This window comes from Arthrobacter sp. Y81 (assembly GCF_002929335.1).
Taxonomy (GTDB): domain Bacteria; phylum Actinomycetota; class Actinomycetes; order Actinomycetales; family Micrococcaceae; genus Arthrobacter.
On record NZ_PJIL01000005.1, the window covers coordinates 176,293 to 199,660 of the forward strand.

20 protein-coding genes are annotated in these 23,368 nt (G+C 66.2%); 3 read left to right on the forward strand and 17 right to left on the reverse strand.

Going from position 1 to position 23,368, the window contains the following annotated elements; translation table 11 throughout:
• Positions 1-34 precede the first annotated feature (34 nt).
• Positions 35-934 carry a 5-deoxy-glucuronate isomerase gene (iolB, locus tag CXQ91_RS09100; RefSeq protein ID WP_104173593.1) on the forward strand — a complete coding sequence of 300 codons (900 nt, stop codon included), beginning with the start codon at positions 35-37 and terminating at the stop codon, positions 932-934.
• Between the two features lie 74 nt (positions 935-1,008).
• Here the strand turns inward: iolB and CXQ91_RS09105 are convergent, their stop codons facing one another.
• The 7 genes from CXQ91_RS09105 to CXQ91_RS09135 all read right to left on the reverse strand — a co-directional run bounded on the left by CXQ91_RS09105 (position 1,009) and on the right by CXQ91_RS09135 (position 8,646).
• Positions 1,009-2,424, reverse strand: coding sequence for an HNH endonuclease signature motif containing protein (locus tag CXQ91_RS09105; RefSeq protein ID WP_104173594.1), 1,416 nt, complete (start codon positions 2,422-2,424; stop codon positions 1,009-1,011).
• 123 nt (positions 2,425-2,547) lie between these two features.
• Positions 2,548-3,582 carry a Gfo/Idh/MocA family oxidoreductase gene (locus CXQ91_RS09110; protein ID WP_104173595.1) on the reverse strand — a complete coding sequence of 345 codons (1,035 nt, stop codon included), beginning with the start codon at positions 3,580-3,582 and terminating at the stop codon, positions 2,548-2,550.
• The gene (locus CXQ91_RS09115) at positions 3,579-4,364 is read right to left on the reverse strand and encodes a TIM barrel protein (RefSeq protein ID WP_104173596.1); all 786 of its coding nucleotides are present in this window, start codon (positions 4,362-4,364) and stop codon (positions 3,579-3,581) included. The genes CXQ91_RS09110 and CXQ91_RS09115 overlap by 4 nt, the downstream gene beginning before the upstream one ends.
• The gene (locus CXQ91_RS09120) at positions 4,364-5,479 is read right to left on the reverse strand and encodes a Gfo/Idh/MocA family oxidoreductase (protein ID WP_104173597.1); all 1,116 of its coding nucleotides are present in this window, start codon (positions 5,477-5,479) and stop codon (positions 4,364-4,366) included. Before CXQ91_RS09120 ends, CXQ91_RS09115 begins: the two co-directional genes overlap by 1 nt.
• Before the next feature lie 140 nt (positions 5,480-5,619).
• Positions 5,620-6,534 carry an ATP-binding cassette domain-containing protein gene (locus CXQ91_RS09125; RefSeq protein WP_104173598.1) on the reverse strand — a complete coding sequence of 305 codons (915 nt, stop codon included), beginning with the start codon at positions 6,532-6,534 and terminating at the stop codon, positions 5,620-5,622.
• Positions 6,535-6,548: 14 nt separating this feature from the next.
• The gene (locus CXQ91_RS09130) at positions 6,549-7,598 is read right to left on the reverse strand and encodes an ABC transporter permease (RefSeq protein ID WP_104173599.1); all 1,050 of its coding nucleotides are present in this window, start codon (positions 7,596-7,598) and stop codon (positions 6,549-6,551) included.
• A 52-nt stretch (positions 7,599-7,650) separates the two neighbouring features.
• Positions 7,651-8,646 carry a substrate-binding domain-containing protein gene (locus CXQ91_RS09135; RefSeq protein WP_104173600.1) on the reverse strand — a complete coding sequence of 332 codons (996 nt, stop codon included), beginning with the start codon at positions 8,644-8,646 and terminating at the stop codon, positions 7,651-7,653.
• Between the two features lie 294 nt (positions 8,647-8,940).
• On the opposite strand from CXQ91_RS09135, the gene CXQ91_RS09140 reads away from it, so the two are divergent.
• Complete coding sequence (locus CXQ91_RS09140; protein WP_258073905.1) at positions 8,941-10,740, forward strand: HNH endonuclease signature motif containing protein; 1,800 nt, start codon at positions 8,941-8,943, stop codon at positions 10,738-10,740.
• Positions 10,741-10,783: 43 nt separating this feature from the next.
• Here CXQ91_RS09140 and CXQ91_RS09145 read toward each other — a convergent pair whose 3' ends face one another.
• Positions 10,784-12,061, reverse strand: a complete 1,278-nt coding sequence (locus tag CXQ91_RS09145; RefSeq protein ID WP_258073906.1) for an MFS transporter — start codon at positions 12,059-12,061, stop codon at positions 10,784-10,786.
• A 164-nt stretch (positions 12,062-12,225) separates the two neighbouring features.
• Here CXQ91_RS09145 and CXQ91_RS09150 point away from each other — a divergent pair, with 164 nt between their 5' ends.
• Entirely contained in the window at positions 12,226-12,675 is a 450-nt protein-coding gene (locus CXQ91_RS09150) for a MarR family winged helix-turn-helix transcriptional regulator (protein ID WP_104173602.1), read from the forward strand.
• 105 nt (positions 12,676-12,780) lie between these two features.
• On the opposite strand, the gene CXQ91_RS09155 is transcribed toward CXQ91_RS09150, so the two are convergent.
• The 9 genes from CXQ91_RS09155 to CXQ91_RS09195 form a co-directional block, all read right to left on the reverse strand.
• Positions 12,781-14,181 (reverse strand): sugar porter family MFS transporter, encoded by a 1,401-nt coding sequence (locus CXQ91_RS09155; protein WP_104173603.1) that lies wholly within the window; start codon positions 14,179-14,181, stop codon positions 12,781-12,783.
• Positions 14,178-15,053 (reverse strand): sugar phosphate isomerase/epimerase family protein, encoded by an 876-nt coding sequence (locus tag CXQ91_RS09160; RefSeq protein ID WP_104173604.1) that lies wholly within the window; start codon positions 15,051-15,053, stop codon positions 14,178-14,180. The genes CXQ91_RS09155 and CXQ91_RS09160 overlap by 4 nt, the downstream gene beginning before the upstream one ends.
• A gap of 86 nt (positions 15,054-15,139) precedes the next feature.
• Positions 15,140-16,153 (reverse strand): Gfo/Idh/MocA family protein, encoded by a 1,014-nt coding sequence (locus CXQ91_RS09165; RefSeq protein WP_104173605.1) that lies wholly within the window; start codon positions 16,151-16,153, stop codon positions 15,140-15,142.
• 37 nt (positions 16,154-16,190) lie between these two features.
• Positions 16,191-17,102: a sugar phosphate isomerase/epimerase gene (locus tag CXQ91_RS09170; protein ID WP_104173606.1), complete on the reverse strand. Its 912-nt coding sequence runs from the start codon at positions 17,100-17,102 to the stop codon at positions 16,191-16,193.
• Positions 17,103-17,191: 89 nt separating this feature from the next.
• The gene (locus tag CXQ91_RS09175; RefSeq protein WP_104173607.1) at positions 17,192-18,703 is read right to left on the reverse strand and encodes a CoA-acylating methylmalonate-semialdehyde dehydrogenase; all 1,512 of its coding nucleotides are present in this window, start codon (positions 18,701-18,703) and stop codon (positions 17,192-17,194) included.
• Between the two features lie 30 nt (positions 18,704-18,733).
• Positions 18,734-20,662 carry a 3D-(3,5/4)-trihydroxycyclohexane-1,2-dione acylhydrolase (decyclizing) gene (gene iolD, locus CXQ91_RS09180; RefSeq protein ID WP_104173608.1) on the reverse strand — a complete coding sequence of 643 codons (1,929 nt, stop codon included), beginning with the start codon at positions 20,660-20,662 and terminating at the stop codon, positions 18,734-18,736.
• 39 nt (positions 20,663-20,701) lie between these two features.
• Positions 20,702-21,652, reverse strand: coding sequence for a deoxyribose-phosphate aldolase (locus CXQ91_RS09185; protein WP_104173609.1), 951 nt, complete (start codon positions 21,650-21,652; stop codon positions 20,702-20,704).
• Positions 21,649-22,650, reverse strand: a complete 1,002-nt coding sequence (gene iolC / locus CXQ91_RS09190) for a 5-dehydro-2-deoxygluconokinase (RefSeq protein ID WP_104173685.1) — start codon at positions 22,648-22,650, stop codon at positions 21,649-21,651. Before iolC ends, CXQ91_RS09185 begins: the two co-directional genes overlap by 4 nt.
• Positions 22,651-22,859: 209 nt before the next feature.
• Positions 22,860-23,264 carry a tautomerase family protein gene (locus CXQ91_RS09195; RefSeq protein ID WP_104173610.1) on the reverse strand — a complete coding sequence of 135 codons (405 nt, stop codon included), beginning with the start codon at positions 23,262-23,264 and terminating at the stop codon, positions 22,860-22,862.
• Between the last annotated feature and the right edge of the window lie 104 nt (positions 23,265-23,368).

The window sequence follows — 23,368 nt, forward strand, 5'->3', positions numbered from 1 at the left end:
CAGGCAGCACGCACGTAAACGAAAGAGTAAATCTATGGCCAACTGGGTATATCCGCTGGGTTCCGCTGCCGACGGCAGCTGGGACGTCTCACTGGGCACTTCGGACTCCGCCTTGAAGGTGGACGGCTGGGCCCACACCGGGCTCAAGGTCGCGACCCTGGCGGCCGGCGCCGCCGTCGAACTTCCCGCCGCCGGTGAGGAACGCATTGTGGTTCCGCTCAACGGGTCCTTCACCGCCACGGTCGACGGCGAGGACTTCCGGCTCGCCGGCCGGGCCAGCGTGTTCAACGGCCCCAGCGACGTGCTCTACACGGGCACCGGGAGGACCCTCACGATCAGTTCGGCCGACGGCGGCAGGGTGGCCGTCGCAACGGCTCCCGCGAACACTGCCTACCCGACCCGGCTCGTGACGGCCGCCGAGACTCCCGTGGAGCTGCGGGGCGCCGGCAACTGCTCGCGGCAGGTGCACAACTTCGGCACCCCCGCCGCGCTGGAAGCGGACCGCTTCATCGTCTGCGAAGTCATCACCCCGGCCGGCAACTGGTCCTCCTATCCCCCGCACAAGCACGACGAGGAAAAGGACGGCGAAACCAGCCTCGAGGAGATCTACTACTTCGAGACCCGGGTGGCACCGGGCCTTCGGGCCGCACCCGGCCCGCAGGGGGACGCCATCGGCTACCAGCGGGTGTACGCCTCGGACGAGCGGCCCATTGATGTCTCGGCGGAGGTCCGCACGGGCGACGTGGTCCTGGTTCCCTACGGCTGGCACGGTCCGGCGATGGCTGCCCCGGGTTACGACCTGTACTACCTGAACGTCATGGCCGGTCCCGGGCCGGTCCGCGACTGGCTCATCAGCGACGACCCGCACCACGGCTGGATACGCCAGACCTGGGAAGGCCTGGACGTGGACCCGCGGCTTCCGTTCGGAGCCTAGGCCAGGAACGTTTCAGACGGTGGCGCGTGGAGCCAGGCGCTGCGCAGGGCATTGCGTGGCCAGTCCGCAACTTCCTAAGCGGCCGGGAATATCGCCCACTCCGGAAAGGGGTCAGTGGGCGGTTGCTCCAGGCTTCGCGGCGCGTCCGGCCAGTCGGGTGGTTCCCAGTCCTGTTCTTCGCCGCGGTAGTAGCGTCCCGAGGGTGAGATCCATCCGGGCGGCTTGTCCCGGGTGGCTTCAACGGGTTTCCAGCGTGTGCTGTGTTTGAGCCGGTGGTGTTTGCGGCATGGCTGGCCAAGGTTTGTGATGCCGGTGCCGCCTCCGTCCGACCAGGCCAGAAGGTGATCCGCCTCGTTGTCCAGCGATTGGTTGCTGCAGCCTGGAAAGGGACACCGTCCGTCTCTGAGCCGCAGCCATTGGCGCATTGGTTTCGGAACGCGGTAGCTGGTGCGTCCGATCTCCAGCAGGGCACCGTTGCGTGGATCGGTCAGCACACGGAGGAAGGACGCGGCACCCTCCCCGACAAGCCGGCGGGCCATGCTGGCGGGAATGGGACCGTAGCCATCCAGTGCGGCCGGTTCCGTGCCGACGTCCATGAGCGATAACACAGGAACGGTGACGAGAACCTGCGCCGTTGGGGACGGGGTTCCTTCCGCGACGCCGCCGAGCAGCCAGGAAGCGGAGACGTCTGCGCGGAGCTGCGTCAGGGTCCGGAGTTCATGAGGGCCCTGCAAAGCGCGCGCCGCTTCGGTGGCGCGGGACCAGATGCCGGCCGCTGCGTCCGCGGGGAGGTAGGCCGAGATCCAGGCCATGCCATCCCGGTCCGGGGTGTACTCCAGTCGGCGGTCACGGGCGCTTTTGCGGTGGCGTATTTCGATGCTGACAGGATGATGGCGCTCGCGCCAACTGCGCGCTTTCGCGCGGAACCGGGACGCCACAAGCTCTCCGGCCGGGCAGCCGCGCGCAGCCCGCGGAGCCTCCGGGTCGAGGAAATGGGCTTCCAAGGCCGCCGCGGCCATGGGTTCCAGGCTGGCAGTTTCGTCGCACAGGATCCGCGCGTGCTGCCAGGACAGGGTTCCGGCCCGCAAGGCAGCAAGCGTCAGCGGCAAGGTGGTGGTCAGCGTGCGGGACTCCGCCAGGAAGGCTGCCGCCGTGCCTTCGCTGGCAGTCAGAGCGCAGGCAACTTCCGCAACCATACCCATGTCCAGGACAGCGTCGTCGTCGCGGCTCACCGCCGGCGCTGCGATGCACCGCGAGGCCTCAGCGTAGTCCGCAGCCAGCCGGACCTTGAGCGCCGCCGTACGGGCTTCCAAGCGGGTGACCTCTTCCATTGACTGCAGACATTTTTCTGCCACGAGCCGCAGAAGGTCGGCATCAGCCCGGTCCGGGGACGGGGACGCAGCGAGAAGCCCGGCGAGCGCAGCAACGGATGCTGCTATCGCCTCCAGATCTTCCGCCTCCAGATCTTCTGCAGCTGCCTTGCTTTCCATGGACCCAGCATGGCAGCGAGCACTGACATTTACGGCCCGGACTGCCCGCGCGCTGCGCCCGGCGCTGAAAACAACTGATGCCCCCAACCGCGTGCGGTTGGGGGCATCACATTTTGCCGGGGGCTACCGTGCCACTTTCTGGGCCACGCGGACCGGGAGTCCTGTTACCAGCGATTCCTGGGCGGCGTCGGCCACACGGGATGCAGCCACGGCGTCCTCAGGGGTGCACGGATTCTCCCGCCGGCCCAGGATCAGCTCCACGAAGGCTTCCATCTCGGAGCGGTACGCCTGGTCGAACCGCTCGGCAAACGTCTTGTGGGGCTCCCCCGCCGGGAAGCCGACGCCGGCTTCGGCCGAGGCCATCGCCGTCTTGTCATCCAGCCCGACCATGAGAGAACGGCCCGAACCCTGGATTTCCAGGCGGACGTCGTGGCCTGCGCCGTTGTACCGGGTGGCAGAGACGGTTCCGACCGTCCCGTCGTCGAACGTCACCAGCGCCAGGGCCGTGTCCACGTCGCCCACTTCCCCGATGGCCGGGTCACCGTTGTTGGAGCCCCTGGCATACACCTCGACGATTTCCCGGCCGGTCAGCCAGCGCAGGATGTCGAAGTCATGGACGGAGCAGTCCCGGAAGAGGCCTCCTGAGCTGGCCAGGAACTCCACGGGCGGGGGTGCCATGTCGCACGTGACGGCCCGCAGCGAGTGGATCCAGCCCAGTTCGCCCTCCTGGTAGGCCCGCCTGGCTTCCAGGTAGCCGGCGTCAAAGCGGCGCTGATGGCCGATCTGCACCACGCCCTGCCTGTCCCGGATGTAATCCAGCACCGGCAGTGCATCCGCCACGTTCATGGCAACCGGCTTCTCGCAGAAAACCGGGATGCCGGCATCCACGCCGGCCTTGATCAGCTCCGGGTGGGTAGCCGTTCCGGTGGCAATGACCAGTCCGTCCAGCCCGGAGGATAAAAGTGCCTCCGCCGAGGGAAGGAACTCGGCGCCGAGCCCGGCCGCGACGGTCCGCGCGTGCTCTTCCGCGACGTCCGTGAGCCGGAGCCTGACGTTAATGCCTTCCGGGTTGAGGACCCCGTTCAGCGCGGCGATGTTGTTGGCATGCATGACGCCGATTCGCCCCACTCCGACCAGGCCAAGAATGACGTCTTTCACGATTTCTCCTCCGCATAAACAGTAAATGCCGTCCGGAAGGCGTCCAGCGCCGCGACGCTGTCACCCTTGGCCCAGGCTTCCATGCCCACGGTGCCCTCGTAGCCGGCGTCAGCGAGCGCCCTCGCGACGGCCGCATAGTTGATTTCCCCGGTCCCGGGTTCACAGCGGCCCGGGACGTCCGCCACCTGGATCTCGCCGATATAGGGCAAAGCCGTGCGCACCAGCTCGATGAGGTTCCCCTCCCCCATCTGTGCGTGGTACAGATCCAGCATCAGTTTGGCGTTGGGGTGCCCGGCTGCCTGCACCAGCGCCAGGGTGTCCTTGGCGCGTGACAGTGGGATGCCGGGGTGGTCCAGAATGGTGTTGAGGTTCTCGAGGCAGAACGTCACGCCGTATTTCCCGCCCAGCTTGCCAAGACGCTCCAGGGTCCTGGCACCGGTGCTCCACATACGGCCGGTGGAACGGTAGACGGGGCGCGCGGCATGCCCGTCGACGAGTTCGGCCGGGTGCACCACCATGCGGCTGACACCCAGTTCAAGCGCGGTCGGGATCAGCGACTCGGCTGTTTTCACCACGTCATCGGCCGTGTCCGGGTCCACCAGGCTGCCCGAGGTGTACCCGGTCATGGAGGAAAAAACGGCACCGGTGGCCTTGAGCGCACTGATGTCCTTGGTGCGCGAATCCCACAGCTCCACGTCGAACCCGGCCTCGTGGATCCGACGCACGCGTTCCACAAACGGAAGGTCCGTGAAGACCATCTCGGCGCAAACTGCCAGCCGCATCAGACTCCGGCCTTGTTACTGAGTGCGGATGCTGTAGGCAGTCCTGCCACGGCCACCGGGGCTCGGCGCTTGACCGATTCGATGCAGGCCAGCGCCATGGCCAACGCCCGCCTGGCGTCAGCGGCACCCGGCGTCAGGGTGACGTCGGACGACGACTGCGGCACGCTGTCGCGCTGTGAACGCACCGCAGCCGCGAAATCGGCAAGTTCATCCGTGTAGGCCTGCCGGAAGAGTTCAACGTTGAGCCTTGGCGTATCGGCAGACATCCCATCGGCCGTGTACCGGCGCGCTGCCGTTTCTGTTGCGCGGCCGGCCTGGACCATCCCCTTCGAACCGAAGACCTCGCCGCGGATGTCGTACCCGTACAGGGCACTGAAGTTTGCTTCCGCCACGGCCACGGCACCATTGGTGTAGCGGATGGTCACCACTGCGGTGTCCAGGAATCCCTGGTCGCGCAGCCCGGGCTCTACGAGGGCGTCCGCCACAGCGTAGACCTCCACTGGCTCGGCACCTTCGTTGAACCAGTTGAGGGTGTCGAAGTCGTGGATCAGGGTCTCCAGGAAAATGGTCCAAGCCGGGACCCTGGCAGCATTCGGGATACTTCCGTTGCCGGGGTCGCGGGTCAGCGAACGCAGGAGTTGCGGCGTCCCGGCCACACCCGCGGCAAGGTCCTTCTTGGCGGCTTGGAAATCATCTGCGTACCGCCGGTTGAATCCGACCTGGAAGTGGACGCCTGCTGCCTCCACCGCAGCCAGGGCCGCATCGAGCTCGTCGAGCCCCTGTCCGGCAGGCTTCTCGCAAAAGACGTGCTTCCCCGCGGCAGCCGCCTGCGCGATGAGGGAAGAGTGGAAGCGCGCCGGGCTGGCGATGATCACTGCGTCGATCTCGGGATCTGCCAGGACATCCTCGGCGTTGGCCGTCACTTTGACGGGGCCCAGGGACCGGGCCAGTGCCTCAGCGGATTCAACGTTGGGATCGGCGATGGCCGCGAGGACGGCGCCGGGGACCCGGCGCGCGATGCTCTCGGCGTGGAAGGCGCCCATCCAGCCGGAGCCGATGAGACCGATCCGCACGGGCAGGGGAAGGTCGGTGGAGTTCTGATTCAGGTAAGCCATGGGCTCGTCCTTTCGATTGTTCACAACTTTGTGAGGGTGGAACCGGTCCGCTGCGGGACCGCGGCTTCCTGGCCTTGCCCGGCCGGCGCAGGAAGGAGCAGGGCCGTGCCCCGAAGGGCGGACGCTGCTCCCCCGCGCTGCTAGTAGGTCTTGCCGGTGGTCTGGGCTACCTCTGCCACCTCGCCCTGGACTTCCTTGACCACGTCGCCGTGGCCGCCGAGTTGTTCGAGTTCGTGGGCGAGTTCGGCGAGCTCGGCGCCGCCGGCCATTTGGGCCGTGAGCTCGTCGAGGGTGATGTCCTTCTTGTCGTAGTAGCCGATTGACTTGCCGCGTTTGAGCAGCAGGAACCGGTCGCCGACGGGGAAGGCGTGGTGCGGGTTGTGGGTGATGAAGATGACCCCGAGGCCGCGGTCGCGGGCCTGCAGGATGTAGCGGAGCACGACGCCGGACTGCTTCACGCCCAGGGCAGCGGTGGGCTCGTCCAGGATCAGGACCTTCGCGCCGAAGTACACGGCCCGGGCGATCGCGACGCACTGGCGTTCACCGCCGGAGAGCTGGCCGATGGGCTGCTCCACGTCGCGGAGATCGATGCCCATCTCGGCGAGTTCCTTGAGCGTGATCTCCTTCATCTTCTCGACGTCCATGCTCTTGAACGGGCCGAAGCCGGAGGTCAGTTCCGAGCCGAGGAAGAAGTTCCGCCAGATCGGCATCAACGGGACCACCGCAAGGTCCTGGTAGACCGTGGCGATGCCGGCGTCCAGGGCGTCCCGGGGCGAGGAGAACTTCCGTTCCTCGCCCATGATGTTCATGACCCCGGCGTCGTGCTGGTGCAGGCCGGCGATGATCTTGATCAGCGTGGACTTGCCCGCGCCGTTGTCGCCCAGGACGCAGGTGACGCGGCCGTTGTCCACGGCCATGGTGACGTCGGACAGGGCGATGATGTTGCCGTAGTGCTTGCCGACGCCCTCGAGGGAGAGCAGGTGCACGGGGGTGTGCGTGAGGGGGTCTTTTTCGTTCTGCAGCAGCGTTTGCTGGTCGATCTCGTTGGCTTTCATTTCTCCGGGCCCCTTTACTTGAGTTCCGCGCGGCGCTTGACGATGAGGTTGACGATGGTGGCCAGCAGCAGCATCAGGCCCAGGAAGAACTTGAACCAGTCCGGGTTCCACTGGGCGTAGACGATGCCCTTGTTGGCCATGCCGAAGATGAACGCGCCGATCGCGCCGCCGATGGCCGAGCCGTAGCCGCCGGTCAGGAGGCAGCCGCCGATGACCGCGGCGATGATGTAGAGGAACTCGTTGCCCACGCCTTCACCGGACTGCACGGTGTCGAAGGCGAAGAGGTTGTGCATGCCCAGGATCCAGCCGCAGAACCCCACACCCATGAACAGGCCGATCTTGGTGGCCTTGACCGGCACACCGACGGCGCGGGCCGCGTTCTCGTCCCCTCCGACGGCGAAGATCCAGTTCCCGACCCGGGTCCGCATCAGCACCCAGGTGGCGACCGCGACGAGTGCGATCCAGATGAACACCGTGATCTTGACGTCGACGCCGCCGATGGACACCGAGGAGGCGAACACCGCCCGGGCCGAGGCGAAGCCGTCCATGTTGGAGATGGACGGGGAGGACACTGAGCCGCCGATCAGGCGGGTCAGGCCCAGGTTCAGCCCTGTCAGCATCAGGAAGGTCGCCAGGGTGACGATGAAGCTGGGCAATTTGGTCTTCATCAGGATCCAGCCGTTGATATAGCCGATGCCCAAGGACACCACCAGGGCCAGGAGGACACCAACCCAGACGTTCGTGCTGAAGTACCAGCTGAACATCGACGCCGTCAGCGCCGAGGAGATTACGGCAACACCGGTGGACAGGTCAAACTCGCCGCCGATCATCAGCAAGGACACCCCCACGGCCATGATCCCGATCGTGGAACTGCCGTACAGAATGGTCGCCAGGGCGCTGGGCTGGGTGAAGGTCGGGGAAACCGCCGCGAAGAAGATGAAGAGGACGATGGCGCCCACGAGGGCACCGACCTCGGGACGTCCGAGGAGCTTCTGGAACGGACTGCGCTTGGCGACGCGCTCATCGGGCGCCGGTGACTTTGTCTTGGTCTGGGTCATGGTCATGATAGATCTCCTTGCTGCCGGGCCGGCCTTGACCGGCCCGGCCAGCGGGCTGTTAGCGGATACCCTGCTGGGCGAAGGTCAGGACTTCGGCCGCATTTGACTTGTCGACGAGGCTCGGTCCGGTGAGGACCGACTGGCCGCCGCCGATACTGAATCCGCCGCGCTTGTTCTGCCACAGCGCATCAACGGCTCCGTAGCCCTGCAGCCACGGCTGCTGGTCCACGGTGAACAGAACTGCACCATCCACGATCTTCTGGGCGAGATCCGCGTTCAGGTCGAAACTTGCAACCTTGGCAGAGCTGCCGGCGTCCGTGACCGACTTGAGGAGAGTCAGGGTTATGGGGGCACCGAGGCCGATGATGACGTCGGCGTCATTGGTAGCCTGGAGCTTGGCCGTCGCGGTGGACTGGACGGAGGTCATGTCCTTGCCCTCGACGTAAAGGATCTCCGTTCCAGGCACCTTCGCCTTGACACCGGCGCAACGTGCTTCAAGTCCGACGTGGCCCTGCTCCTGGATCACGCAGACCGGGTGTTTGAAGTTCTCCGCCGCGAGCCGCGTACCGACGGCCTGTCCGGCGAGCTGCTCGTTGGAACCGAAGTGCGTGAAAGCCCCCAGCTGGGTGGCGACCGATTCGCCGGCGTTGAGGCTGACGATCGGGATGCCCGCGTCGGTAGCCTTCTGCAGGGCGTCTTTTAGGGCTTCGGGCTTGGCGAGTGTGACCGCGATGCCGTCGACCTTCTGGTCGATAGCCTGCTGGATGAGCTGGGCCTGACGCCCGGCTTCGGGATCGGACGTGTAGAGGAGCTCAACGTTGTCCTTCGCCGATGCCTCCTCGGCACCCTTGCGAACGATGTCCCAGAAGGTGTCCCCTGCTGCGGCGTGGGTAATCAGGGCGATCTTCATCCGTTCCGTTGTGGCGACCTGACCGCCGCCGGCCGCGTTGCCGGAATCCGCGGGCTTGCCGCCGGTGCTTGAACATGCACTCATTGCCAGCATCGGCACAACCGCCGCCACAAGGGTCGCCTTGCGCCAGGAAAATTTAGCCACCGTGAATCTCCTTTGATTTCAGCTCCGGGCTGCTACCTTGCAGCCGCCGGAATAATGCCTACTTCGATCATGGTGACTTAGCTCACGCATGTCAATAGTTTGTCCTGACATTAGGATGTAATCACGTAACTAAAGTGGGTGGGCGCGTAAGAAGTCATTGGTTCGCGGGCGATTCCAAGGCGGTGGCAGCAACCAAGAACCGACGACGACGGCAGCGAAAAGTGGCGGTGACAGCGACAGTAACGGAGAAGGGGCAGCATCAAAATTGTCGGTGCCTGATGATCTGACGGGGTTATGGATCGCAGGACAGCCTGGAGTGCGGAGAGCAGGGAGGCCATGGAGGCCGTCGCTGCATCCGCTGTTGCGCTTGCAGCCTTCACCTCCGGCGCGGACCACGCTGATCAGTCGGGCATTGATCAGTCCCGGGACACGGATCCGTTCCGGGGCGTCGATCCGTCCCGGGGCGCCGGTCCGTTGCGGGACGCTGAACCGCTGCTGGATGCCGATCCGTTGCGGGATCTGGCCGATGCCTGCCTGGACGGGCTGGCCGGTGCGGCCCGGCTGGAGGCTCGGACCGCCGCGCTGAAGGTGCGGCTGACCGCGGACTACCTGCAGGCCACCAGGGCCCTGGCGTCCCCGGCGGCGTCCCCGCACGACCACACCGTCCAGGAGATGGCGCTGGTGTCTGAGGTCGCCTGTGTCCTGACCGTCAGCGAACGCACCGCCAGCGCCTTGTTATGCGAGTGCGAGGCACTGACAACTTCGCTGCCGCTGACCCTGGCGGCCCTGCAGGCCGGGACGATCTCCTGGCAGCATGCCCGGATCCTCGTGGACGAAACCAGCAGCCTGGACCTGGCCGGGGCGGCGGCGCTGGAAGCGCACTTCCTGGACCCCGAAGCACCGAACCCGGCCCGCGGGTGCCCGGCCGGGGACCTCGTCCCGGGACGGTTCCGCACCAAATCACGCACCTGGCGGGAACGCCACCACCCGGTCAGCATCGAACAACGCAACACCAAGTGCGCCGCGGACCGGCGGGTCGAGTTCGTCCCGGACCGGGACGGCATGGCCTGGCTCTCCGCGTATCTCCCGGCCGATACCGCCGCAGGGATCTGGGAACGGACCACCGCCGCCGCCCGCGCCCTCCAAGGCCCAGACGAACCCCGGACCCTGACCCAGCTGCGCGCCGACATCGCCGCCACCCGGCTCCTCACCAGCGACGGGACCGGGGGCTGCAGCAGGACATCGGGCGGACTGGCCGACTGCGGACTGGCTTGCGGCGGAACTTGCCTGGACGGCGGTGCGTGCGGGGGCGGGTGCGGGGGTGTGCCGTCGCCGCGGGCGCAGGTCCTCATCACCGTCCCGGTCCTGTCCCTCCTGGGCGTCACCGGTGAACCGGCCATGCTGGACGGGTACGGGCCGATCCCGCCGTCCATGGCCCGCCGCCTGATCACCGACGGTGCCGACTCCTTCTACCGGGTCCTGACAGATCCCCGCGATGGTGCCCCGCTGGAAATCGGACGGACCAGCTACCGCCTCACGAAAGCCCAGCGCCAGTGGCTCCGGCTCCGGCTCCGCGACAGCAGATGCCCCTTCCCCGGCTGCAACAGCCACTCCCTGGACAACGACGCAGACCACCTCCTGGCCTGGGCCGACGGAGGCACCACCGGGATCTCCAACCTGGGCCAGCCCTGCCCCAAGCACCACCGCCTGAAACACGGCTCGGCCTGGACACCGGCCGGGGCCAGCAAAGACAGCCCGCCGGGATGGACCTCACCCTCAGGACGGTACTACGCCAGCGAACAGCAGGACTGGGAACCACCCGACTGGCCGCCCCACCTCATGGCCGCGAACGAAGGCCTAGACGGAGGCCTGCCCGCGGATCCAGGCTGGGATCCCGAACTGGACCTGCACGCGGACCCCGGCCGGGATCCCGACCTGGACCTGCCCGAAGACCCCTTCCCGGACTGGCACCACTTCACGGCCGCGTTCGAAGTTCCCGCGGCAGGCATGGAGGATCCGCCCCTGGCCAGCGCCCCTCGAGGACCCTTTCCCGCAATGGCTCCTGCTCCTGTCTGCGTGCGACTAGTTGCCTAACGTTTCAGCCCAGTGATTCCACCAAGTTGTGGCACAAGGCGCCCTAGGTCCGCTGGAGTTCCACACTCTCCTGCTCACTGTCCGCGCTGACGCTGACGCCGGATTCGGGCAGGCCGCCACCCTGCGCGCCGTCGTGTCCGGCGGGCACGGCTTGCCCGGCTCGCCCGCCGTCGTGCCGCTTCGCAGCGGCCGCCGCGAACACCATGACCCCCAGGCCCAGCAGGGTGATTGCGGCGCCGGCCCAGATGGGCGAGGTGTAGCCGAGGCCGGCGGTGATGGTGACGCCGCCGAGCCAGGCACCGAGGGCGTTGCCGACGTTGAACGCGCCGATGTTGGCGCCGGAGGCCAAAGTGGGGGCGCTGTGGGCGTATTTCATGACCCGCATCTGCAGTCCCGGGACCGTCGCGAAACCGAAGCCGCCCATCAGGACGATGGAGGCGATAGTGAGGGGCTGGTTGCCGGCGGTCAGCGCGAAGGCCACGAGGACCACCACCAGCACAGCCAGGACCATCAGGAGGGTGCGGTCCACGTTCCGGTCCGCCGCCTTGCCGCCCACGGTGTTGCCGATGAACAGTCCAACGCCGAAGAGGATCAGGAGCCAGGGCACGGTGGAGGCCGCGAAGCCGGTGACCTCGGTGAGGGTGAAGGCAATGTAGGTGAAGGCGCCGAACATGCCGCCGTAGCCGAGGATGGTGACGAGGACGGACAGCCAGACCTGGCCGGAGCGGAAGGCGCTGAGTTCGCTGCGGAGGCTTCCGGGGGCGGTGTCGCCGCGGCCGGTCTTGGGCACGAGCGTCAGGATGCCCACGAGTGCCAGGACGCCGATGCCCGTGATGGCCCAGAAAGTGGAGCGCCAGCCTGCCGCCTGGCCGAGCATGGTGCCGAACGGAACGCCCAGGACGTTGGCGGCGGTGAGTCCAGTGAACATGATGGCGATGGCGCCGGCCTTCTTGGTGGGGGCCACCATGTCAGCGGCCACTACCGCCCCGATGCCGAAGAACGCACCATGGGCCAGGGCGGCAACGATCCGCCCGATCATCATCATGGAGTAGTCGGGGGCGAGGGCGGAGATCAGGTTGCCGCCGATGAACAGCACCAGCAGGACGGCGAGCACGGGTTTGCGCTCGAAGCGGGTCACGGCTGCGGTGAGCAGCAGGGCGCCGACGACGACGGCGAGGGCGTAGCCGGAGATCAGCCAGCCGGCCGTGGCCTCGCTGACGCTGAAGTCAGCGGCAACCTCGGGCAGCAGGCCCATGATCACGAACTCGGTGAGTCCGATCCCGAACCCGCCGAGGGCGAGGGCTATCAGGCCAATAGGCATGGTGAAGCTCCTTCAAAAACTGTACGGAATGGGGTAGGGCGCGTAAGCTAGTAGTTGCAGACGCGTTATTTATTGTTGCACAAGCAGATACCACGCGCAAGCAACTATTATTTGTTGTGCCCCGTTTCACATCCGCGGGTACACGAACCGAAGGGAAGTACCAGATGGGCATCAAGGACGACGCCGTTGAAGTCCGCGCGCAGGGCTGGCGGACCCTCGCGGCCCTGCACGGCCTGATCGAGTCGGAGCTGGAGCGCTCGCTCCAGGCCGAAGCCCAGCTGTCCGTCGTCGAATACACCGTGCTCGACGCCCTCAGCCGGCAGGACGGCTGGCACATGCGCATGCAGCAGCTTGCCCGGGCCACCGCGCTCAGCGCCAGCGCCACCACGCGGCTGGTGAACAGGCTCGAGGACCGCGGCCTGCTGACGCGCATCCTTTGCGCCGATGACCGGCGCGGCATCTACACCGAGCTCACCGACAGCGGGATCAGGCTGCTTGAAGAGGCACGCCCCGCCCACGACGCCACGCTGGAACGCGCCCTCGCCGAGGCCCAGGGAGTACCCGAACTCGCCCCGCTGGTGGACGCGCTGCCCAAACTGCACGCGCACACCTAGGTCCCAAAGGAGCCCCGCAAAACAAGAGGCTGGGCAAGAGCCCGCACAGCAAAAAGCCCCGCGCCGCGCCGAAGCGCCCGCGGGGCTTTTTGCTGTTTGCTGGCCCTACTTTCCGGCCACATTCTTGAAGAAGTGTTCCAGGTCTTCCAGGCTCTTGTCCTTGGTCTCGGGAATGTACTTGGCCGCGAAGAGGATGGCTCCTACTCCGAGGCCGGCGAAAACGAAGAACGTGCTGGAGATGCCGATGGCGGCCAAGAGCTGCGGGAATCCGAAACCGATCAGGAAGTTCACGATCCACAGCACGAACGCCGAGGCGCCCATGCCCAGGCCACGGATCTTCAGCGGGAAGATCTCCGACAGCATCAGCCAGGTGACGGGCGAAATGGCGCCCTGCTGGAAGGCCAGGAACGTGACGGTCAGGGCCAGGATCACAAGGCCGCGGCCGGTTCCTTCAGGCAGGACGAGCGAGAAGAAGCCGATAAGCAGCAGTGCCGTGGTGGTGCCGATCTGGCCGGTAATGAGCATCTTGCGCCGACCCACCTTGCCCAGCAGCCAGATGCCCACGAATGTTGCCAACACGGAAATGACGCCGTTGGCAATGTTGGCGGTCAGCGCGGCTTCGCGGCCGAAGCCGGACTGAGCCAGGATCTGCGTGCCGTAGTACATTATCGAGTTGACGCCGGTGATCTGCTGGATGACGGCCAGGCCGATGCCCACTATGAATATCCGCCGGAGCCAGGGAATGCCGAGGTCCTGCCAGGAGCCCATCTTGGACTTGTAGTCCTCAACGGCCATGGACTTGACTTCTTCGAATTCAACGTGCGCCTCCGCCTGGGAACGGATCCGCTGGAGCACGCTCAGGGTTTCGCCGAAGCTCCCCATCGAGGCAAGCCAGCGGGGGCTTTCGGGCATGAAGTTCATCCCGACCCACAGTGCAATGGCCGGCAGGGTGGCGATCACCAGCATCCACCGCCAGATGCCGCCGGCTTCGCCGAAGGTGTTTCCGAGGTAGGCATTGAAGATGAAGGCAAGCAGCTGGCCGGTGACGATCATGAGCTCGTTCTGGGTCACGATCCGGCCGCGAAGGGCGCTGGGCGAGACTTCGGCCAGGTAGACGGGAACCGTCACTGAGGCGCCGCCGACTGCCAGCCCTAGGACAAAGCGGGCTGCGATCATCACCTCGGTGCTCGGCGCAAAGGTACAGGCGAGGGTACCGATCAGGAAGATCACGGCGAGGACCATGATCATCTTGCGGCGGCCGTTGCGGTCTGCCAGGCGGCCGCCGAACAGCGCCCCGAACGCTGCTCCGAACAGCAGCGAGGACGTCACGAGCCCCTCGGTCAGTGGGCTGAGGCCCAGGTCCTCCTGCATGTAGGGCAGGGCGCCGTTGATAACCCCTGTATCGTAGCCGAAGAGCAGGCCTCCGAAGGTGGAAATGATGGTGACAGTCCGCAGCGCCCGTTTGTGGTTGACCGGCCGCTGCTGTTCGGTGACGGCGGTCGTCATAGGCTGACCTTCTGGACGTACTGCTTCATTGTCTCCAGCTGGTACCGCGAAACGTCCGCCGCGTTGTCGTCCTCGGCAAAGACGCTGGACACCATGACCGTGTCGTCGCGGTCCAGGAAGCCGATTTCCTGCAGGCCGCCGAAGAACTCGTCCCAGTTGACGTCGCCGTCGCCGATCTTCAGGTGCTGGTGCACGCGGACAGGGTTGCCGGGCGGGTTGGTGATGTAGCGCAGGCCGTGCGAGGCGTGGTGGTCCATGGTGTCTGCAACATGGACCAGGCGGAGCTTGTCCCCCGCGGCGCGCATGATGTCCAGGGGCGCGTTCTTCATGTGGAAGCTGTGCGAGGCCACGTACACCAGGCCCACGTTCTTGGAGTTCAGGCCGCGGATGACGCGGATGGCGGCAAGGCCCTCCTCCACGAAGTCGTCCGGGTGCGGATCGATCAGCAGGTCGATGCCTTCCCGTTCGATGATGGGCAGCAGCTCTTCCATGGAGCGGTAGAAGGCGCGCTCTGATTCTTCGGCCTTTTCGGGGCGGCCGCTGAATTCGGTGTTGATGGTGCTGACGCCAAGGTCCACGGTGATCTGGATGACGCGCTTCCAGTAACGGACGGCTGCCTCGCGGGCATCTTCATCGGGGCCGGACCAGCGGAGCACGGGCAGGACCGAGGCAATCTCGATCCCGGCGTCCTTGCAGGCCTTGTTCAGCCGGCCCACCAGTTCGTCATCGGCCTTCGGGTGGTTGTAGAACGGGATGAAGTCGGCGTGCGGGGTCATCTGCATGTACTTGTAGCCCAGGTCCGCCACCACCCGGGGAAATTCAAGCAGGCTGTGCGAGTGGTGGAACGGCGTGGGGTCAAGTGCGATTTTCACGAGGAACACTCCATTGTGGATCAGTCAGGTTGTGCATGGGAGCGGAAGGAAACGGGGAGGGGGCCGCGGCCCCCTCCCCGTCGTTCCTAGCTGTAGAGGGCAGGCTTGTCGTTCAGTTTCACGGCGACCTTTTCGCCGTTCTTCTGCGCTTCCACGCCGGCTTCGCAGCATGCCGCGGTGGCGTAGCCGTCCCAGGCGGTGGGGCCGCCGATTTCGCCGCGGAGTGCAGCGTCGACCCAGGCCTGGATTTCGACGTCGTAGGCCGCACCGAAGCGCTCTTCGAAGCCGGGGGTGACGTTGCCGCCCCAGCGGCCGGCGCTGCGGGTGTACGGTCCCTTGTCGCCGCCAATGTTGACGATGCCGTCTTCGAACGCGGCCTGCGTGGCCACTTCATAGCCAAACTTGGCGTTGACGTAGATTTCGACGTCGGCGAGCACACCGGACTCGGTTTCCACCAGGACATGCTGGGGATCGTGCTGGCCGGCCGGGGCGTTCTTCGTGGCCTTGCCCAGGCGGACCTGGACGCTGGTGATTTCCTCGCCCGTGAAGAACCGGATGGCGTCGAATTCGTGCACCACCGAATCGTTGATCAGCATCTCGTTGGTGAAGCCCGGCGGCGTGGTGGGGTTGCGGTGCTGGTGGTGCAGCATCAGCAGTTCGCCCAGTTCGCGGTCGCGGATGACCTGGCCCAGGGCGGCGTACTCGGCGTCGAAGCGGCGCATGAAGCCCACCTGGATGCGATTGTGGCCCAGCTTTTCCTCGGCCTTGACGATCTTCCATGCTGATTCGGCGTCGGGCGTGAGCGGCTTCTCGCAGAGGATCGGGATGTCCCTGGCAAGTGCTTTCAGCAGGATGTCCTCGTGCAGGAAGCCGGGGGTGGCAATCAGTACTGCGTTGACGTCGCCGTTGTTCAGCGCCTCTTCGGCATCGGAGAGGGCCACTGCGCCCGGGATGCCTTCGATGGCTGCCTGGGCGCGGGCGAGGTCCACGTCCACGACGGCGGCGACTTCAGCGCCGTGGATGCGCTTGCTGAGGCGCTGGATGTGGTCCGCGCCCATGCGGCCAGCGCCGATGACGGCGACGCGAAGGGTTTCAGTCATTGTTCTTTCCTTACGTTTCAGGTAGCCTGGGCGGCTGTCAGTTGACGGCCGTGCGGGAACCGCAGGACAGCAGGTAATTGCGGGTGCGCTTGGCGATCGGCATGGGAACGTCGAAGGCCACGGGGTACATGTCCTGCTCCACGATGCCGAAGACGGGGCGGTTCAGTGCCTCCACTGCTTCGATGACGGCGCGGAGGTCGGGCAGCCCGTTCGGCGGCTCGGTCATGACGCCGGCAAGGTTTGCCGCGGCCCAGGTCATGTTTTCCTCGTTGACCTTCCTGAGGATGTCCGGGTTGATCTGCTTCAGGTGCAGGTAGCCGATGCGGTCCGGGTAGTTCTTGATGAGCTCCAGGCTGGAGGCACCGCAGTATTCGGCATGGCCGGTGTCCAGGCACAGGTTCAGGTATTTCGAATCCGTGGCGGCCAGCAGGGTCTCGATGTCCTCCTGTGCCCCGACGTGGGAGTCTGCGTGGGAGTGGAACTGCTGCTTCAGGCCGAAGTCCTCCAGCAGGGTCTTGCCCAGGCGGTTGTGGCCGGCGAACAGGTCGCTCCAGGCCTTCTCGGTGAGCTGGCCGCTTTCCACCGCTTCGCCGGTGACGTCGTCGCGCCACATGGCCGGGATGACCACGATGTGCTCGCCGCCCATGGCCGCCGTGAGCTCGGCGACCTTGCGGGCCGGTTCCCAGGCCGTCTCCCACTGGTCCAGCCCGCGGTGGAATGCGGTGAATACCGTTCCCGCAGTGACCTGCAGATCGCGCTGCTTGAGCTCCTCGGCCAGCCGGGTGGGGTCGTTCGGCAGGTAGCCGTAGGGGCCGAGTTCGATCCACTTGTAGCCGGATTCGGCCACTTCGTCGAGGAACCGCTCCCACGGGGTCTGCTTGGGGTCATCCGCGAACCAGACGCCCCAGGAGTCCGGTGCGGTGCCGATGATCAGCTTGTTGTCGGTCATTTCTATTCCTTCTCATCGATTGCTCCGTAACCGCCCTTTTGGACGCTCAAAACGGCGGTTACGGAGCAGTCGACCGGGGTTTGTCGGGGTTAGTTGGACGGGAAGTTGTACGAGGCACCCGAAGCGTGGGTGGGCTCGGGCCAGCGGGACGTGACTACTTTGCCACGGGTGTAGAAGGAAACGCCTTCCGGCCCGTAGATGTGCTTGTCGCCGAACAGTGAGGCCTTCCAGCCGCCGAAGGAGTGGTAGGCCACCGGGACGGGCAGCGGCACGTTGATGCCGATCATGCCCACGGTCACCGAGCGCTGGAACTTGCGGGCGTTGGCGCCGGAGGAGGTGAAGATGGCGGTGCCGTTGCCGTAGGGGTTGGAGTTGATCAGGCTGATGCCTGCATCCAGGTCCTCCACGCGGACGACGACGAGGACCGGTCCGAAGATTTCCTCGGTGTAGGCGGTCATTTCGGCTTTGACGTGGTCCAGGACGGTGGGGCCGACCCAGAAGCCTTCCTCGTGGCCGGGGACCACCAGGTCGCGGCCGTCCACCACCATGGCCGCTCCCGCGGCTTCGGCTTCGGTGACGATCTTCACGATGCGTTCCTTGGAGGCGGGCGTAATGACCGGGCCCATTTCGGCGTCGGGCGCGGTGCCGTTGTTGACCTTGACGGCCAGGGCGCGCTCTTCGACCTTCTTGACCAGCAGGTCGGCGGCATCGCCGACGGCGACGGCGACGGAGATGGCCATGCAGCGTTCACCGGCGGAGCCGAAGGCGGCGGCGGCGAGGTGGTCGGCGGCGTTGTCCAGGTCGGCGTCGGGCATCACGATGGCGTGGTTCTTCGCACCGCCCAGGGCCTGGACGCGCTTGCCGTGCTTGGTGGCCGTCTCGTGGACGTACTGGGCGATCGGGGTGGAGCCGACGAACGAGATGCCGTCCACGTCCGGGTGGGTCAGGAGCCCGTCCACGGTTTCCTTATCGCCGTGCAGGACCTGGAAGACGCCGTCGGGCAGGCCTGCCTGCTTCCACAGCTTGGCCAGCAGCATCGAGGCGGAGGGGTCGCGCTCGGAGGGCTTGAGGATGAAGGCGTTGCCGGTGGCGATGGCCATCGGAGCCATCCACAGCGGCACCATCACGGGGAAGTTGAACGGCGTGATCCCGGCGACGACGCCGAGCGGCTCGCGGAAGGAGAAGACGTCGATGCCGGTGGAGACCTGGTCCGAGTAGTCGCCCTTGAGCAGCTGCGGGATGCCGCAGGCGAACTCAATGACCTCCAGGCCGCGGCCGATCTCGCCCTTCGCGTCGGAGAGGACCTTGCCGTGTTCGGCGGTGATCAGTTCGGCGAGTTCGTCCACGTGGGAGGCGACGAGTTCGCGGAACTTGAACAGCACGGTGGTGCGCTTGGCCAGGGAGATGTCGCCCCAGCTGTCGGCGGCGGCGCGGGCAGCGGCCACGGTGGCATCCAGGTCCGCCCGGTTGGCCAGCCGCAGCTCCGCGGACACGGCGCCGGTGGCGGGGTTGTAGACGGGCTGGGTGCGGGTGCCTTCGCCCGGAGCCTCTTCACCATTGATGAAGTGGTTGATGGTGGTGGTGACGGTCGTCGTTGACATGTGTTGGACTTCCTTGGTCTGTGAGGAGTTCTATCCGAGCAGCTTGCGCTGGCGGTTCTTGTGGTCGGTGTAGGTCTGGAAGGCTTGCCGGGTGGAATCGAGATCGGAAACCTCGGAGACCGGAACGTCCCACCATGATTCGGAGCTCGGGGCATCCAGCAGCGGGTCGGATTCGACGTGGATCAGGATGGGCCCGCCGCGCTCGGGGGCGGCCTTGGCGTCGCGGATGGCCTGCTCGAGTTCGGCGATGACCTTCTCCCCCGGTTCGATCCTGATGACCTTCACGCCGAGGCTTTCGGCGTTCAGGGCCAGGTCCACCGGGAGCGTTTCGCCTTCGTCGAAGCTGTGCTGCTCCTCGTTCAGCGCCCGGTACTGGGTGCCGAAACGCTGCGAACCCAGCATCTCGGAGAGCGAGCCGATGGAGGCGTAGCCGTGGTTCTGGATCAGGACCACGATCAGCTTGATCCGTTCGGCGACGGCGGTGACCAGTTCGGTGTGCATCATCAGGTAGGAGCCGTCCCCCACCATGACCACGACGTCGCGCTGTTCGCCGCCGCGCGCGGCCTCCGCCAGCACTGCCCGCTTGACGCCCAGCCCGCCGGGGATCTCGTAGCCCATGCAGGAGTACGCGTATTCCACGTGGTAGCCGAAGGGGTCCCGGACACGCCACATCTTGTGCAGGTCCCCGGGCAGGGACCCCGCGGCGCAAATGACGACGTCCTGGGCGTCCATGGCCCGGCTGGTGGCGCCGATGATCTCGTTCTGGGCCGGCAGAGGCGTGAACCGGGTATCGAACGCCTCGTCCACGGTGGCGTCCCAGCGCTTCTTCTCGGCAGCGATCCTCTGTTCCAGGTCGGCACCGACGCGGTAGCCGCCCAGGGCCTGGTTCAGCTTGACCAGGACCTTGCGGGCATCGGCCACGATCGGCAGCGAGGTGCCGTGCTTGTACGCGTCGATGGCGGCGACGTTGATGTTGATGAACTTCACGTCCGGGTTCTGGAACGCGGTCCGCGAGGCGGTGGTGAAGTCCTCGTAGCGCGTGCCGATCCCGATGATCAGGTCCGCCTCGGCAGCGATGGCGTTGGCCGCCGTCGTGCCGGTGGAGCCGATCGCACCGAGGGAGAACTTGTGGTCCCAGGGCAGGACCCCGACGCCGGCCTGGGTGTTGCCCACCGGGATGCCCGTCAGCTCGACGAACTTCGCGAGTTCGTCGTTGGCGTAGGCGTAGAGGACGCCGCCGCCGGCGATGATGAGCGGGCGCTTCGCGGTACGGATGGCCTCGGCGGCACGGCGGATGTCCACGTCGTCGGCGTCGGGGCGGCGGATGCGCCACTCGCGTTCGGCCAGGAACTCCCCGGGCACGTCGAAGGCCTCGGCTTGGACATCCTGCGGGAGCGAGATGGTGACGGCGCCGGTCTCGGCCGGATCCGTCAGGACGCGCAGGCCGTGGTGGAACGCGGAGAACAGCTGCTCGGGCCGGGAGACCCGGTCGAAGAACTTCGACAGCGGCCGGAACGCGTCGTTGACGGTGATGTCGTAGGCGTAGGGCTGCTCGAGCTGCTGCAGGACGGGGTCCGCAGCACGCGTGGCAAAGGTGTCACTCGGGAGCAGCAGCACCGGCAGGCGGTTGGTGGTGGCCAGCGCCGCCCCGGTGAGCAGGTTCGAGGAACCCGGGCCGATCGAGGTGCTGATGGCGAACGTCTGGCGGCGCCGGGTGTGGCGTGCGTAGCCCACGGCCTGGTGCGCCTGGGCCTGTTCGTTGCGGCCCTGGTAGTACGGCATGATCGTCGGATCGAGCTGCTGGTACTGCTTCAAAGCCTGTCCGACGCCGGCAACGTTGCCATGGCCGAAGATGCCGAACGTTCCGGGGATCAGGCGTTCCCGGTAATCCAGCCCGCCGACAGAGTCAACGGTGTACTGCTTGGAAAGGTATTCCACCACGGCCTGGGCCACGGTCATACGACGGGTTCCGGTTGCTGTTCTCGTCCCCATGGGAAGTTACTCCGATACTTCTGCGGTGTGGGCTGATGCGGTGTGGTGAAGGAGGGAGGCGGCAGTGGCCACGGCGCCGGCAACATCGCCGTCCTGCGGATACAGGAGGGTCCGGCCGACAGTGAGGCCCTGCACGCCGGGGAGGGCCAGGGCGGCCTCCCAGGTGGCGAAGACCTCGTCCTGGGTGCCTTCCGGATCCCCGCCCAGCAACACGGTAGGCATGGTGGTGGCGGCCATCACGCGCTCCATCTCGGCCACCACGGGCAGCTTCATCCACGTGTACGCGCTCGTGGACCCCAGGCCCTCGGCGATGGCGATGGACTTGATGACGGCGTTGGTGGACAGGTCATTGCGCACCTTGCCGTGTTCGCGGACGGACAGGAAGGGCTCCACCATGGCGATCAGCTTGCGTTCAGCGAGGGAGTCGATGACCTTGGCCGTTGCTTCCAGCATGGACACGGTGTCCGGGTCGCTCAGGCAGATGCGCGTGAGCATCTTGCCGCCGTCGGCCCCCAAGGCTTCCAGGGCTGCGGCGGTGTGGCCGGTGAAGCGGTCATCGAATTCGTTGACGAGGCCGGACAGGCCGCCGCGGTTCATCGATCCGAAAATCAGTTTGCCGTCGAGTGCCCCGAGCAGCAGCAGGTCGTCCATGATGTCCGGCGAGGCGAGCACGCCGTCCACGTCGGGGTTGGCCAGCGCAATCTGCAGGCGGTCCAGCAGCTGCCGGCGGTCCGCCATGGCCACGGGATCGTTGCCAACCGCGAGGGCGCCGCGGGCGGGGTGGTCTGCGGCGACGATGAAGTTCTGCCGGCCGTACTTAAGCCCGGGGTGGCGGCGCCGAGCCTTGGCAGCGCGGGCAATAGCGTCCGGATCCTCCAGGCGGATGGTGCTCAGGTGCGCGTAGCGGCGGGGATCATCGTCGAGGGCATTGTTCGAGGCGATGGGCGTGAGGGTCACAGTGCTGCTCCTTCTGTGGCGAACTGCCCGGGAACCAGGCGGCCGCGTTCGGCCAGCAGCGAGGTGACCTCGGCCGGCGTCGGCATGGCGTCGGCGCAGGACAGGCGGGACGCGACGATCGCGCCGGCGGCATTTGCGTAATCCAGGACCTGGGCAAGGGGCCAGCCGGACAGCAGTCCGTGGCAGAAGGCGCCGCCGAAGGAGTCTCCGGCGCCGAGGCCGTTGACGGTCTCCACCGGAACGGGGGCGGACACCACGCGTTCGATGCGGGTCTTGGCCATCACGCCTTCGGGGCCGAGCTTGACGACAGCGATTTCGACGCCGGCGGCCAGGAGCCGGTCTGCCTGCTCGTCCGGGGTTCCCTCGCCCACTGCGACGGCACATTCCTTGTCGTTGCCGATCGCCACCGTGACATGCGGCAGGATCTTGGCGACCTGGGCCCGGGCTTCCGCTTCCGAGGCCCAGAACATGGGCCGGTAGTCCAGGTCCAGGATGGTGTACTGGCCGTCTTTCAGGCCGGCGTGCGGGCGGGCTTCGTGGGCCTTGATGTGCGCTTCGCGGCTGGGCTCCTGGCACAACCCGGTCACGGTGGACCAGAAGATCCGCGCCTCCCTGATGGCGTCCAGATCCAGCTCTTCGGCCTTGATCTGCAGGTCCGGGGCCGTGGGAAAACGTCCGTAGAAGTAGAGCGGGAAGTCTTCCGGCGGCTTGATGGCGCAGAACGTGACCGCGGTGGGCCATTCCTTCACCGGCGTCACGAACGTATCGTCCACGTTGAACTTGTGCAGTTCGCGGTGCAGGTACGTGCCGAAGGCGTCATCACCGGTGCGGGTGATGACACCGGTCCGGCGGCCGTGCCGCGCGGCTGCCACAGCCACGTTGGACGGTGAACCACCGAGGTACTTTCCGAAGGACGTGACGTCCTCCAGATCCACCCCGATGTCGTTCGGGTAGATATCAACGCTGATGCGCCCGATCGTGAGCAGTTCGTGGGTCACGGTAATCGCGGACCTTTCTGGTTTGAACTCTGTACCTCTGAACAGATAGAGCTCCGGTTCCTGGCGGACCCCCGTGAGCGGGGCCACAACCACTACTTTGCCCTAGAAATAATGTCCTGTCAAAGGTTTGTACTGACATATTTACAACTTGGCATAACATGCCGAATAGACACCCGCGGGACTGCCCGGCGGGGCCAAAAAGGCCCGGGCTACTTGCGGGGAACCGACAGTTCGCCGGTGACATACTGGGCCCGACCGAAGCCGAAGGACCAATCACCGGCAGTGTTCTCCACGTAGCCGATGAACACGTCCTCGCCGGCCACGCCCAGCTCTCCCAGCCTGCCGGCGATCGCCGCAAAGAGGGATTGCTTGGCTTCCTGGCTCCGGCCGCCCTGGGTGAAAATCTGGATCATCACCACGTCCGGCGTGCGCTCAAACCCCAGCCCGGCATCCTGGGCAAAGATCTGCCCGCGGGGATGTTCGGTCAGGACATGGAAGTAGTCGCGCTCGGGGATCCCGTATTCCGCCAGGATCGCATCATGGATCCCCCGGCTGAGACGGCCCAGCTCCTCGGGGCTGCGGCCCTGGTTGACATCAATTCGCACGAGAGGCACGGTTTGCTCCTTCAGTAGTTTGTCCTGACATACTAACAAACTATGGATCGAAGGAACAAGCCATCAGTGCAGGGAAATACCCCTTGCCCGGGGGCTCCAGCAGG